Origin of the sequence: Kitasatospora sp. NPDC088779, assembly GCF_040685395.1 — a bacterium.
Taxonomy (GTDB): Bacteria; Actinomycetota; Actinomycetes; order Streptomycetales; family Streptomycetaceae; genus Kitasatospora.
In genome coordinates this window covers 79,411-91,864 of the sequence record NZ_JBFBHW010000018.1, presented here as the reverse complement: position 1 = coordinate 91,864, position 12,454 = coordinate 79,411, and the positions used below count along the sequence as shown (strand labels likewise).

The window sequence follows — 12,454 nt, the reverse complement described above, 5'->3', positions numbered from 1 at the left end:
CGACGCCAGGGCGCTCCCACCGGTCCCCACCGGTTCGGACCGTACGGGAACCAACCGTGCCCGTCGTCCGACTGCTGGGGGGTGAGTGCGAAGTCGCCGGGTGTCCGGCCCTTGAGTGTGCTGGCGGGGTTCGCCCTGCTGCTGGTGGTGGTGTTCGTGGTGGCGTACGCGGTGGGACGGCAGGCGGGCCCGGTGTCCCCGGGGCTGACGCCCGGGGGCGGCGCGTCGCCCGGGGCGCCCGGGATGGGCGGGCACGACATGGGCGGGATGCGATGAGCCCGGTCGCGGGGGCCGACGCCGGGGCCCTGGTGAGCACCGATCTGGCGGTCGGCGGGATGACCTGCGCGGCCTGCGTGGGCCGGGTGGAGAAGCGGCTGGCCCGGATCGACGGAGTGACGGCCGGGGTGAACCTGGCGACCGGTCGGGCCCGGGTGCTGCACCCGGCCGGGGTGCCGGTCGCAGAGCTGGTGGCGGCCGTCGAACGAGCGGGATACACCGCCGAGTTGGCGCCCGCCGGGGCGAGCGTCGGGCTGCCGGACGAGGAGCCGGCGGAGCGCTGGCGGCTGCTGGTGACGACGCTGCTGGCCGTCCCGGTGGTGGTGCTGTCGATGGTGCCGTCACTGCAGTTCCCCGCCTGGCAGTGGGTCTGCTTCGCGCTGGCCGTCCCGGTGGTGACCTGGGGGTCGGTCGGGTTCCACCGCCGGGCCTGGCAGGGGCTGCGGCACGCGGCGGCCACCATGGACACCCTGGTCAGCCTGGGGGTGGTGGCGTCCTTCGGCTGGTCCGCGTACGCGCTGGTGTTCGGCGGCGCCGGGGAGGTCGGCATGCGGATGCCGTTCTCGCTGACCGCGGACGGCAGCGGCACGGCGCACGTCTACCTGGAGGCGGCGGTCGGGGTGCCGCTGTTCGTGCTGGCCGGGCGGCTGCTGGAGGGCCGGGTGCGGCGGCGCAGCGGTTCCGCGCTGCGGGCGCTGGCCGAACTGGGCGCGAAGCAGGTGTGCGTCCGGGACGGCGGGACCGGCGAGGAGCGCCTGGTACCGATCGAACTGCTGCTGCCCGGGCAGGAGTTCGTGGTGCGGCCGGGTGAACGGGTGGCCACCGACGGGGTGGTGGTCGAAGGCGGTTCGGCGCTCGACCTGAGCCTGCTGACCGGGGAGAGCGTGCCGGTGGAGGTCGGCCCCGGGGACGCGGTGGCCGGCGCGACCGTCAACGTCGGCGGCGCGCTGGTGGTTCGGGCGACGGCCGTCGGCGCCGACACCCAACTCGCCCGGATCACCGCGCTGGTGGCGGACGCCCAGGCCGGCAAGGCCCGGGCGCAGCGCCTCGCCGACGCGGTGGCCGGGGTGTTCGTGCCGTGCGTGCTGGCGGGCGCGGTGTGCGTGCTGGGCTTCTGGCTCGGCGCGGGCGCGGCCCCGCAGGCGGCGGTGACGGCGGCGGTCGCCGTGCTGGTGGTCGCCTGCCCGTGCGCCCTGGGCCTGGCCACCCCGACGGCGCTGCTGGCGGCGACCGGGCGGGGCGCGGAACTGGGCGTGCTGGTGCGCGGCCCGGAGGTACTGGAGAGCCTGCGCCGGGTCGACACCGTGGTGCTGGACAAGACCGGGACGCTGACCACCGGGCGGATGGAACTGGCGGCGGTGACGGTCGCCCAGGGCTTCGACTCGGGGCTCGGCGAAGGTCTCGGCGAAGGTCTCGACGAGGGTGCGGTGCTGCGGCTGGCCGGCGCGGTGGAACACCGCTCGGAGCACCCGATCGGGCGGGCCGTGGCGGCGGCCGCGCGGGAGCGCTGCGGTCCGCTCCCCGCGGTGGACGGCTTCGCGGCCGCCACCGGGGTCGGGGTGTCCGGGGTGGTCGAGGGCCGGAGGATACGGGTGGTCCGCCCGGACGGCACGGCGCAGCCGCTGCCCGCCGACCTCGCGGACGCGGTCACCGCCGCCTCGGACACCGGCCGCACGGCCGTGGTGGTCGAACTGGACGGGCGGGCCGCGGCCGTGCTCGCCGTCGGCGACACGCTGCGCTCGGGCAGCTGGCGGGCGCTCCACCGGCTGCGCGGGATGGGACTGGAGACCGTCCTGCTGACCGGCGACGGCCCGGGCGCGGCCCGGGCCGTGGCGCGCGAGCTGGGCATCGAACGGGTGCACGCCGCGGCCTCGCCGGAGGGCAAGGCCGCGGTGGTGGCCGAGCTGCGGGGCGCCGGGCGGACGGTCGCGGTGGTCGGCGACGGCGTCAACGACGCGGTGGCACTGGCCTCGGCGGACCTCGGGGTGGCGCTGGCCTCGGGCAGCGACGCCGCGATCGGCGCGGCCGGACTCACCCTGGTGCGCGGCGACATCGAGGCGGTGGTGGACGCCGTCCGGCTGGCCCGGCGCACCCTCGGCACGATCCGGGCCAATCTGCTGTGGGCCTTCGGCTACAACGTGGTGCTGATCCCGCTGGCGGCCGTCGGCCTGCTCAACCCGATGCTGGCGGCGGTGGCGATGTCGCTCAGCTCGCTGCTGGTGGTCGGCAACAGCCTGCGGCTGCGCACCTGGCAGCCCGGGCGCGGCGCCTCGGCGGCCCGGAAGGGGGCGCGGCGATGAGCACGGCGACGAGCGCGATCGGACGGCTGCGGGTGGTCGGCCCGCCGGTGGGCGCGGCGGCGCTGACGCTGGTGCTGCTGACCGGGTGGACGGCGGTCGGCGGGGCCGGGCGGCCCCGGCCGGTGGAGGCCGGCCCGGGCTGGCTGCTACTGCCGACGGCGGGCGCGGCCCCGGCCACGGCGGCGTTCTTCACGATCCGCAACCCGGGCGACGTACCGGACGAACTGACCTCCGCCAGCTGGGAGTTCGGCGGCAGGATCACGATCAAGCGGCACCTCCACCAGGGCGCCGCAGGCCGCTGGGAGCCGGTGGCCGCCCTCCCGATCCCGGGCCGCGGCGAGCTGGCGATGGCCCCGGAGGACGCCGACCTGATGATCGCCGACCCGCCACCCCTACGGGCCGGCCAGTGGGTGGACTTCACCCTCGGCTTCCGCCACAGCCCGGACCTCCATCTCAAGGCCCAAGTCCTCCCCCCGGGCACCCGCCCCCGCCCGACCGAACCCCCGGCAACCTGACACTCCCCGGCCGGATCACGCCCCGCCCCCGTCGAGGCGTGATCCGGCCCGGCCGATGGCCTGTCGGGCGGAGGCAGAGAACACGAGATTGCGGTTCGAACAGGATCAGGCCCCTTTCCCGGCTCCCAGTCCTGGACCGGAACGGACCGGATTCATTTGCCGGCCTCCGGCCCGTACCACTGGAGGGCCTGTCCGGTGACGCTCGCGATGCACTCGAAGTCGCGGTCCCGGTGCAGAAGGGTCAGGCCTTGCAGTTCCGCTGTGGCCGCGACGACCAGGTCCACGGCTCCGGCGCTGCGGTGCTGACCTCGTTTGGTCAGCATGCCCTGGACGTACCAGGCGCGGTCGTAGGCGCGGTCATCGACCGGCACCCAGCCGAACAGCAGCCGCATGTCCTCGATCCCCTGAGCGCGGTCGGCCGCTGTCCGCGCGCTGTAGAAGAACTCAAGTTCGGTGATGGGGCAGGTTGCGACCAAGCCCGCCGCTGCGGCTTGGTCCCAGCCGTACTGCTCGGCGTCGCCGCGCATGAAGCGCGCGAGCGCGCTGGTGTCGATCAGGAATTGCGCCGCGTTCACCGGCGGTAGTTCCTCTTGTCCTCGAAGATCTCCAGGTCGAAGGCCCCCGCGTCCGCCGCGGCACGCAGCCGTGTGAGGGCGAGCGCTCGCCGTCTGTTCTCCAGCACCTCACGCAGAGCGGTGTTGACCGTCTCCCTCTTGGTGCTGGTGCCGAGAGCCTGAGCCACGTCGGCGAGCAGCTCGTCGTCCAGGTCGATCACGGTCCGGCTCATGTGATGCACCTCCTGATATCAACTCGCATCTGAAGTATATCTCGACATGCTCCAGGCGGAAGGGATGCGTGGACGGCGATGCCCAGCACTGCCGGAACGCCTGCGACGCCGCGCACGTTGGCGCCCCCCTGGGTTCCTCGGACGGGATACGCCGATGGCCCGGACCGCTGTGCGGTCCGGGCCATCGGCCGGCGGAGGAGGTGAGATTCGAACTCGTGAGGGGTTGCCTTGGCCCGCTTTCCGGGCGGGCGCTGCCGGTGTCGGTCAGGGGTGGGGGATGACGGCGACCGGGGACTGGGCGTGGTGCAGGGCGGCGTGGGCGACGCGGCCGAGGCGGGGGCCGAAGTCGAGGGAACGGTGGCGGCGGCCGACGACCAGGAGGGCGGCACCGGCGGAGGCTTCGACCAGGCCGCGGGCGGAGCCGAGCCGGACGTCCTCGATCACCACGGTGTCCGGGTGCCGCTCGCGCTGGCCGGCCAGGGCGAGGGTGAGCAGCTTGGCCTCCAGCGCCTCCAGTTGGGCGATCTCGGTGGGCGGCACGGCCCCGCCGGCGTAGCCGAAGACCGGCGGGAGGTCCCAGCCGTGCACGGCCCGCAGCCGGGCGCCGCGCAGGGCGGCCTCCTGGAAGGCGAAGGCGAGCACCTCCTCCTCCGGGGCGTGCGCGTCGACGCCGACCAGCACCTCGGGCCCGTCATCGCCGGCCCCGTCGGGCGCGCCCGGCTCGCGCACCACGACCACCGGCACCGTGCTGCGGGCGGCCGCGGCCATGCCGACCGAGCCGAGCAGCAGCCCGGTGAAGCCGCCGAGGCCGCGCGAGCCGAGCACCAGGAGGGCGGCGTCCGCGGCAGCGGCGACCAGGCCGTCCACCGGCGCGTCCAGGACGGCGTCGGTGTGCACCACCAGGTCGGGGTGGCGCTCGCGGATCGCGTCGGCGGCCGAGGCCAGCACCCGCTGTGCGGCGGCCGGCAGGTCGTCGGGCTCGGCGAAGGTGGCCACACCGTCGGTCAGCCACGGCCAGGCGTGCACCAGGCGCAGCGGGGCGCCCCGGAGCACCGCCTCGTCGGCGGCCCAGAGGGCGGCGGTGGTGCTCTCCGGCGAGCCGTCGACCCCGGCCAGGACGGATGGCGTCATGAGGGTTCCTCCACTGTGTCGGCGCTTGGTGGGGCGGCGCGGGGACGGTGTGCGCACTGACGGCCCGTCCGCTCCTCCCCCACCCTGGCGGTCCGCCAGGGCCTCGCGACAGAGGCCGCAGGCCCCTCGGTGACGGGACGAAAGGCCCGCCCGTGGGAGCGTACGGCGCACCCCGGCGTGCGGGGTGCCGACACCCGGGCACTACCGTGAATCCGGCAATCGCCCTGATCGGGCGGCACCTGGCGCCCTCCGGCGGCGGGTGGAGGACGGGCCGGGGCGAGTACGAGGAGGACAGCGGTGGGCGGAGCGGACGGCAGCGCGGCGGTCGGCGGCGCGCGGATGCCCCGGCTGCGCCTGGACGAGCTGCTGGAGGAGCTCCAGTGGCGGATCGACGCGGCGCGCGGCACCCAGAACCGGGTGCACAGCCTGCTGGAGGCGGTGCTCGCGGTCGGCCGGGAGCTGGACCTCGCCCAGGCTCTGCACCGGATCGTCGAGGCCGCCGCCGACCTGGTGGACGCCCGCTACGCCGCGCTCGGAGTGATCGGCCCGGACGGGCACTCGCTGTCGCAGTTCCTGACGGTGGGACTGTCCGAGGAGGAGATCGCCGAGATCGGCCCGCCGCCGTCCGGCCGGGGCATCCTCGGGGAGTTGATCCGCGACCCGCAGCCGCTGCGCTGCCCGGTGCTGTCCGAGCACCCGGCCTCGGCGGGTTTCCCGCCGAACCATCCGCCGATGCACACCTTCCTCGGGGTGCCGGTGCGGGTGCACGGCGAGGTGTTCGGGAACCTGTACCTCACCGACAAGCGCGGCGGGCTGGACTTCGACACCGACGACGAGGCGGTGATCTCCACCCTGGCGGTCGCGGCCGGGGTGGCGATCGACAACGCCCGGCTGTACGAGGAGGCGCAGCTGCGCCAGCGCTGGCTGCGGGCCAGCGCGGAGATCAGCCGCAGCCTGCTGTCGGGCGCGCCCCGGCTGGAGGTGGTGGAGCTGATCGCCCGCCGGGCCGGGGAGATCGCCGGCGCCGAGCTGGCCGACGTCTCGGTGGCGCTGGACGGTCCGCAGGAGCGGGCGGAGGAGCTGACGGTGGAGGTCGCGCTGGGCGGGGCGCCCGCCGCGCGGCTGGGGGTGACGGTGCCGGTGGACGGCACGCTGTCGGGCGCCGCGTACGCCTCCGGTTCACCGGTGACCAGCGACGACCTGGCCTGCGACGCCCGCTACCCGGCGGGCCCGGCGGGGCGCTTCGACGGGCTGGGCCCGGCGGTTGCGGTGCCGCTGGGCACCGGGGCGGGGTACGGGCGGGGCGTGCTGCTGCTGGCCCGCGCCGCCGGACAGCCGGCCTTCGGGCCGGACGAGACCGGGCCGCTGCTGGGCTTCGCGGACCAGGCGGCGCTGGCCCTGGAGCTGGCCGAGCGGCGGCGCGACGCCGAGCAGCTGACGCTGCTGGAGGACCGTGACCGGATCGCCCGGGACCTGCACGACCTGGCGATCCAGCGGCTGTTCGCGACCGGGATGACGTTGCAGAGCGCGGGCCGGCTGATCGACAGCCCGGCCGCCGCCGACCGGGTCGCCCGCGCGGTGGCGGACCTGGACGAGACCATCAAGATCATCCGGTCGACGATCTTCGGGCTGCGCGCCCACAGCGAGCCCGACCGGGGCCTGCGCGCCCGCGCCACCCGCGTCGTCGCCGAGGCGCAGGGGACGCTCGGCTTCGCGCCCCGGCTGAGCATGGAGGGCCTGCTGGACACCGACGTGCCGCAGGAACTGGCCGACCACGTGGTGGCCGTCCTCGGCGAGGCGCTCAGCAACGCCGCCCGGCACGCGCGGGCGGGCCGGGTGGAGGTGACGCTGCGAGCGCTCGCCGGGCGGGTGTCCCTGGTGGTGGCCGACGACGGGGTGGGCGTTCCCGAGGGCGGCCGGCGCAGCGGGCTGCGCAACCTCGCCGAGCGGGCCGAGCGGGTGGGCGGCGCCTTCACGGTCGGGCCCGCCGAGGGCGGCGGCACCCGGCTCTCCTGGGAGGCCCCGCTCAGCTCCTGACGTGCCGTCACCGGGCCTTCGCCCACGTCGCTCCGCCCCCTTGCGCACGCCGTCCCTACTCGAACGACCGAACGTCCTCGGGCGGGTTCACACGTCAAGCACGCCCCCTTCGAAGAACGCTCTCAACATCCATTGTCGCCACGCATGTTCGACGGTAGAGTCGCCGTTCGCCGAGCACGGATGAGCATTCGACGGCATCATTTGGGGCGGCCATGTCAATTAATCAGGACACCCTCCAGGTCGTTCCCGACCTGATCCACGCGTTCACGGAAATGGCACGCCGCAATCCCCGGCACCCCGCGATCGTCCAGCGGGGGCGCACCCTCGACTACGGCCGGCTCGCAGAGCTGGCGAACACCCTGGCCAGGCGCCTGGGACCGGACCCCGGCACGGTCTCCGTGCCGGCCGTCCACACGGCCGAAACGGTGGTCGCACTTCTCGGCGTGCTGACCGCCGGGGGCGTGTACTGCCCGATCGATCCGGCATTCCCGGCGGCCCGTCGACACGCCATGGCGACGGCCGCGAACTGCCGCACGGCGATACTCGGCGAAGCCGGCGCGGACCACCAACTCGACGCTCGATTAGTAGAGTTACCCGCCCTCTCGGAATTCCCCGGAGAACCGCCCGGAACCCCTCCGGCGGACCGTGCCGCAAGCGGCCCGGAACATCCGGCCTACATTCTCTTCACGTCGGGTTCGACCGGGCAGCCGAAACCCGTCGCCACTCCCCGCCGGGCCGTCGCGGCCACGGCCCACGCACTGCGCGACCTCTTCCACCTCACCCCCCAGGACCGGGTGCTCCAGTTCGCCTCGCTCAACTGGGACACCTGCTTCGAGGAGATCCTCCCGGCACTCACCGCGGGCGCCACCCTCGTCCTCGACCCCGACGCGCACTGCGGGTCGTTCCCGCGCTTCCTGCGGATGGTCGAGCGCGAGCGGATCACCGTCCTGGACCTGCCGACCGCCTTCTGGCACGAACTCGTCCACCACCTGGTCGACGACCGGGCCGAACTGCCGCCCTGCGTCAGGCTCCTGGTGATCGGCGGGGAGGCCGTCCAACCGGCCCGGCTGGACGACTGGGCCCGGCTGGACACCGGGCGGATCCGGCTGCTGAACACCTACGGCTGCACCGAGACCACCCAGATCACCCACGCCGTCGACCTGTCCGGACCGCTCGCCCGCGAACCGGCCCGGCCCGGCGCCGACCGCGCACCGGCCGCCCGCGCACCGATCGGCCACGCCCTGCCGCACGTCATCGAACGCCTCGGCGATCAGGGCGAGTTGCTGATCGGCGGGCCCGGCCTCGCGCTCGGCTACCCCGGCCTGCCCGAGGCGACGGCGGCCCGGTTCACCACCGTCGACGGCGAGCGGTACTTCCGCACCGGCGACCGGGTGAGCCGCAGCCCGGACGGCCTGCTCACCCACCAGGGCCGCCTGGACGGCGAATTGAAGGTGCGCGGCGTCCGGGTGGACCCGGCGGAGGTCGAGGCGCACCTCACCGGCCACCCCGAGGTGAGCGCCGCCGCCGTCACCGGCGCCGCCCTGGCAGGCCGCACCACGCTGCTCGCGTACGTCGTGGCGCGGCGGCACACCTCCCCGCCGGACCTGGCCGGCGAGTTGCTGTCCTACCTGCGGGCCCGGGTACCCGGCCACCTCGTGCCCGGGCGGATCACCGTCGTCCCCCGGCTCGTGCACACCCCCAGCGGCAAGGTCGACCGGGCCGGCTGCCACCTGCGCTACGGCGCCCACGACAGGTCGAAGGAGACCTCCGTTGAGCACTGACCTCACCACCCCCGCCACCCCGCAGGACCTGGTGGCCGTCTTCCGGCGCGTGCTGGAACGCGACGACGTGGCGCCCGACTCCGACTTCTTCGACCTCGGCGGCGACTCGCTGATCGCCACCCGGGTGCTGAGCGCCGTCGCGCGCGGCTACGCCGTCGAGCTCACCTTCGACGAGTTCCTGCTCGCGCCCACCCCCACCGCGCTCGCGCGCAGAATCACGGCCGCGAGATGAACGACCACCCGTTCAACGACCGCCCGTTCAACGGCCGGCAGTTCGACGCGCATCGGCCAGGAGGAACCGCCGTCGTGGTCGGCGCCGGACTGGCCGGGCTCACCGCCGCGACCGGGCTGGCGGCCCACGGCTTCGAGGTGACCGTCCTGGAGGCCCGGGACCGGGTCGGCGGGCGCACCCACGGCATCGAGGCCGCCCCCGGTGTCCTGGTCGACGCCGGAGCCGCCTACCTGGGCGACCGGCACACCGAACTCCTCGCCATGATGGACGAGTTGGGGCTCAAGACCACCCCCACCACGATGTCCGGTGCCAGCCGGTTCGCGCTCGGCAGCGGCAACGACAACCACAACGGCAGCAGCGCCGACGCCACGACCCGCGACGGCCGGTTCCCGCCGCTCGACGGCGTCGCGCTCGGCGACCTGTTCGACCGGCTGTCCGAACTCACCGCCGCCGTAAGGCCGGAGGCGCCCTGGCTCACCCCGGACGCCGAACGCCTGGACGCCCTGACCGCCGCCGAGTGGGCCGAGCAGCACCTCACCCACCCCGACGCCCGGCTGTTCTTCCCGTTGTTCCTGGGTGAGATGACGGCCGCCGACCCGGCCGACATCTCCGTCCTCCACCTCGCCTTCTACCTGCGCTCCGGCGGCGGCCTGCGCTACCTCAACGCCTTCGCCGGCGGCGCCCAGCAGGACCGGATCTCCGGCGGCGCCCACCAGGTGTGCGAGCGGCTGGCCGAGCGCCTGGGCCGCCGGGTACGGCTGGGCGAGCCGGTCCGGGCCGTCCACCAGGACGCCGACGCCGTCACCGTGCACACCGACCGCGGCGAACACCGCGCGGACGTCGCCGTCATGGCGCTGCCGCCGCTGCTCGCCGACGCGATCGACTACCGGCCCGGCCTGCCGGTGCGCCGGGCCGGCGAGCGCACCGCGCGCGGCTGCGCGGTCAAGATCCACCTGGTCTACCCGGCGCCGCTGTGGCGCGATCACGGCCTGTCCGGCTGGTCGGTCAACGCCCGGGGGCCACTGCTCTCCACCGTGGACGACTCCCCCGCCGAGAGCGGCATCGGCGTCCTGACCGGCTTCGTCACCGGCGCCGAGGCGCACCGCTTCGCCGCCCTCACTCCGCGGCAGCAACGCGCCGCGGCCGTCGGGCAGGCCGCACAGCTCTTCCCGATGCTCCCCGAGCCGACCGCCTGCCACGTCACCGACTGGCTCAACGACCCGTACAGCCAGGGCTGTTACGCCGCCCTGCTGGGGCCCGGCGACTGGCCGCGGCTCGGCCCGGCGCTGACCGCGCCGCACCACCGGGTGCACTGGGCCGGCACCGAGACCAGCACCGCGTACTTCGGGCTGATGGAGGGCGCGATCCGCTCCGGCCACCGGGTCGTCGCCGACATCCTCGCCCGCACCTGAGACCCGCGCCGGACGTCCGGGTCCGACGCCCGCACCTGAGACCCGCGCCCGACGTCCGGGTCCGACGCCCACTCCGGACGCCCGCGCCCCGAACCCACGCCTGACGCCCCACCCCCGTCCTTCCCCGGCCCTTCCCCCTCCCCGGCGCCGATTCCACGAGAACCCGCGCCCGGCCCCCCTTCGGGAGACCCCCATGAGCGACCGCAGTTCCATCGCACCCCTCGCCGCCAGACAGCGGCTGATGACCGAACCCGCCCTGGGCGCGGGCAACTTCCTCGACCACGCCCTCGCGGCCAACCCGCACCGCGCCGTCCCGTCCGTCTTCACCCACCGCACCGACCACCGCGGCGAGGTGGTGCTGCGCGGCCACAGCCTGCTCGACCTGGCCGCGCTGCGCGACCGCTACGCCGCCTGGTACCACGCCAACGGGGTGCGCCCCGGCGAGCCGGTGGGCGTCGTGGTCGGCGAGGGGCTGGAACCGCTACTGCACTTCCTCGCGCTGACCTCGCTGGGCGCCGTCCCCGCGCTGGTCAACGACGCGATGCGGCACGACGTGCTGGTCCGCTACCTGGACCACGTCGGCGTGGTCGGCGTGGTCGCCGACGACCCCACCCGGCTGGCCGCCGCCTACCGCGAGGACCCGGGCCGCCGCCCGCGCTTCCTCGCCCTGGCCGCCGAGGTGCAGGCCTTCGACGCCGACACCGTCGAGCTGCCCGCCGGCCACCCGTACCGGCACGCCCCGGACGACGTGGTGGCGCTGATCCACTCCTCCGGCACCACCGGCACCCCCAAGTCCACGATGCTGGCGCACCGCCAGTTCTGGGACGGCAAGCAGCCGCGGATGGAGCGCTTCCCCGCCGAGCCGTACGACCGGCTGATGTCGCTGATGCCGCACACCCACGCCGGCGGGCTCAGCTACTTCCTCACCGCGACCCTGCTCGGCCTGCCCACCGTGGTGATGTCCGACTGGCGGCGCGCCGTCGTCGAGCCGGTGATGGAGGCCTTCCAGCCGACCATGGTCGCCTCCTTCCCCCGGACCTTCGTCGAGCTGGCCACCGGCGAACTCCCGGTCCGCGGCGCGGCCCGGGTGCACTCCTGGTTCAACACCGGTGACAGCGCGCACCACGGGCACATCCGCCGCCTGGTGACGCTCGGCGAGCGGCCGGCCGGGCTGATCCGCCCCTGGCTGCTGCCGCAGGACCGGGCCGACCAACCCGCTCTTCCCGGTTCGCAGTTCGTCGACGGCCTGGGCTCCTCCGAGATGGGCATGGCGCTCTTCGGCCAGGTGACCACCCCGGAGAGCGCCCGCGACGACCGCTGCGTCGGCAGGCCGCTGGAGGTGGTCCTGAAGGCCGCCGTGCTCGACCAGGACGGCACCGAACTCCCTGACGGCACGGTCGGGTTGCTCGGCGTGGTCAGCCCCTCCCGGACCCCGGGCTACTGGCACGACCGGCGGCTGACCGAGAGCTTCGAGCTGGCCGGCTACTGGCTCACCGGCGACGTCGCCCACCGCTCGCCGGACGGCCGGTTCTACCACCTCGACCGCACGGTGGACGTCATCGACACCGCCGACGGCCCGGTCTACAGCCTGCCGATCGAGGAGGTGCTGCTCGCCGACTGCGCCGACCTGGTGCAGGACTGCTCGGTGGTCGGCGTGCCCGGGGCGCCCGGTGAGGGACAACGCCCGGTCGCCGTCGTCCGGTTGCAGGCAGGGGCCGGAGGGGCCGCCGGGGCCGGCGCCGAGGAGGTACAGGACGCGGCGAACAAGGCGCTGGCCGCGGCCGGGCTGGCCGCACTCGCCGCCGTCCGGATCGCCCGCACACCTCAGGACTTCCCGCTCGGACCGACCGGCAAGGTGCTCAAGCGCGAGCTGCGCACCCGCTTCGCGGGCCTCTTCACCGACGTCCGAGCCGACCCCCAGGCAAGCCCTCGAACAGGCCCCCTGGTCGGCCCCTCCACCGCCCCCTCCACCGGCCAGTAGCC

General features: G+C 75.1%; 11 protein-coding genes. 8 read left to right on the top strand and 3 right to left on the bottom strand.

Annotated features, from left to right (window positions below):
• Positions 1 to 111: 111 nt before the first annotated feature.
• From AB0P03_RS19240 to AB0P03_RS19230, 3 genes are read left to right on the top strand one after another with little or no spacing between them, the layout of a single operon-like run.
• Positions 112 to 276: a hypothetical protein gene (locus AB0P03_RS19240; RefSeq protein ID WP_350879799.1), complete on the top strand. Its 165-nt coding sequence runs from the start codon at positions 112 to 114 to the stop codon at positions 274 to 276.
• Entirely contained in the window at positions 273 to 2,576 is a 2,304-nt protein-coding gene (locus AB0P03_RS19235) for a heavy metal translocating P-type ATPase (RefSeq protein ID WP_363629837.1), read from the top strand. The genes AB0P03_RS19240 and AB0P03_RS19235 overlap by 4 nt, the downstream gene beginning before the upstream one ends.
• Positions 2,573 to 3,091, top strand: a complete 519-nt coding sequence (locus tag AB0P03_RS19230; protein ID WP_363629835.1) for a copper chaperone PCu(A)C — start codon at positions 2,573 to 2,575, stop codon at positions 3,089 to 3,091. Before AB0P03_RS19235 ends, AB0P03_RS19230 begins: the two co-directional genes overlap by 4 nt.
• A 152-nt stretch (positions 3,092 to 3,243) precedes the next feature.
• On the opposite strand, the gene AB0P03_RS19225 is transcribed toward AB0P03_RS19230, so the two are convergent.
• From AB0P03_RS19225 to AB0P03_RS19215, 3 genes are all read right to left on the bottom strand, one after another.
• A complete protein-coding gene (locus AB0P03_RS19225) occupies positions 3,244 to 3,666 on the bottom strand; it encodes a PIN domain nuclease (RefSeq protein ID WP_363629833.1) in 423 nt (140 codons plus the stop codon).
• The gene (locus tag AB0P03_RS19220) at positions 3,663 to 3,878 is read right to left on the bottom strand and encodes a type II toxin-antitoxin system VapB family antitoxin (RefSeq protein ID WP_363584741.1); all 216 of its coding nucleotides are present in this window, start codon (positions 3,876 to 3,878) and stop codon (positions 3,663 to 3,665) included. The genes AB0P03_RS19225 and AB0P03_RS19220 overlap by 4 nt, the downstream gene beginning before the upstream one ends.
• Positions 3,879 to 4,142: 264 nt before the next feature.
• Complete coding sequence (locus AB0P03_RS19215) at positions 4,143 to 5,009, bottom strand: universal stress protein (RefSeq protein ID WP_363584739.1); 867 nt, start codon at positions 5,007 to 5,009, stop codon at positions 4,143 to 4,145.
• Positions 5,010 to 5,348: 339 nt separating this feature from the next.
• Between AB0P03_RS19215 and AB0P03_RS19210 the strand changes: the two genes are divergently transcribed.
• The 5 genes from AB0P03_RS19210 (at position 5,349) to AB0P03_RS19190 (ending at position 12,452) form a co-directional block, all read left to right on the top strand.
• Entirely contained in the window at positions 5,349 to 7,046 is a 1,698-nt protein-coding gene (locus AB0P03_RS19210; protein WP_363629897.1) for a GAF domain-containing sensor histidine kinase, read from the top strand.
• Between the two features lie 212 nt (positions 7,047 to 7,258).
• Positions 7,259 to 8,827, top strand: coding sequence for an AMP-binding protein (locus AB0P03_RS19205; RefSeq protein WP_363629831.1), 1,569 nt, complete (start codon positions 7,259 to 7,261; stop codon positions 8,825 to 8,827).
• Positions 8,817 to 9,059, top strand: a complete 243-nt coding sequence (locus AB0P03_RS19200; protein ID WP_063346173.1) for a phosphopantetheine-binding protein — start codon at positions 8,817 to 8,819, stop codon at positions 9,057 to 9,059. Before AB0P03_RS19205 ends, AB0P03_RS19200 begins: the two co-directional genes overlap by 11 nt.
• Positions 9,056 to 10,471, top strand: coding sequence for an FAD-dependent oxidoreductase (locus AB0P03_RS19195; protein ID WP_363629829.1), 1,416 nt, complete (start codon positions 9,056 to 9,058; stop codon positions 10,469 to 10,471). The genes AB0P03_RS19200 and AB0P03_RS19195 overlap by 4 nt, the downstream gene beginning before the upstream one ends.
• 193 nt (positions 10,472 to 10,664) lie before the next feature.
• Positions 10,665 to 12,452 (top strand): class I adenylate-forming enzyme family protein, encoded by a 1,788-nt coding sequence (locus AB0P03_RS19190; protein WP_363629827.1) that lies wholly within the window; start codon positions 10,665 to 10,667, stop codon positions 12,450 to 12,452.
• Positions 12,453 to 12,454 lie beyond the last annotated feature (2 nt).

Excerpts from the sequence above, each read along its gene's own strand:
- AB0P03_RS19220 (WP_363584741.1), bottom strand. The coding sequence starts at position 3,878 with ATGAGCCGGACCGTGATCGACCTGGACGACGAGCTGCTCGCCGACGTG.
- AB0P03_RS19210 (WP_363629897.1), top strand. The coding sequence starts at position 5,349 with ATGCCCCGGCTGCGCCTGGACGAGCTGCTGGAGGAGCTCCAGTGGCGG.
- AB0P03_RS19215 (WP_363584739.1), bottom strand. The coding sequence starts at position 5,009 with ATGACGCCATCCGTCCTGGCCGGGGTCGACGGCTCGCCGGAGAGCACC.
- AB0P03_RS19235 (WP_363629837.1), top strand. The coding sequence starts at position 273 with ATGAGCCCGGTCGCGGGGGCCGACGCCGGGGCCCTGGTGAGCACCGAT.
- AB0P03_RS19195 (WP_363629829.1), top strand. The coding sequence starts at position 9,056 with ATGAACGACCACCCGTTCAACGACCGCCCGTTCAACGGCCGGCAGTTC.
- AB0P03_RS19230 (WP_363629835.1), top strand. The coding sequence starts at position 2,573 with ATGAGCACGGCGACGAGCGCGATCGGACGGCTGCGGGTGGTCGGCCCG.
- AB0P03_RS19190 (WP_363629827.1), top strand. The coding sequence starts at position 10,665 with ATGAGCGACCGCAGTTCCATCGCACCCCTCGCCGCCAGACAGCGGCTG.
- AB0P03_RS19205 (WP_363629831.1), top strand. The coding sequence starts at position 7,259 with ATGTCAATTAATCAGGACACCCTCCAGGTCGTTCCCGACCTGATCCAC.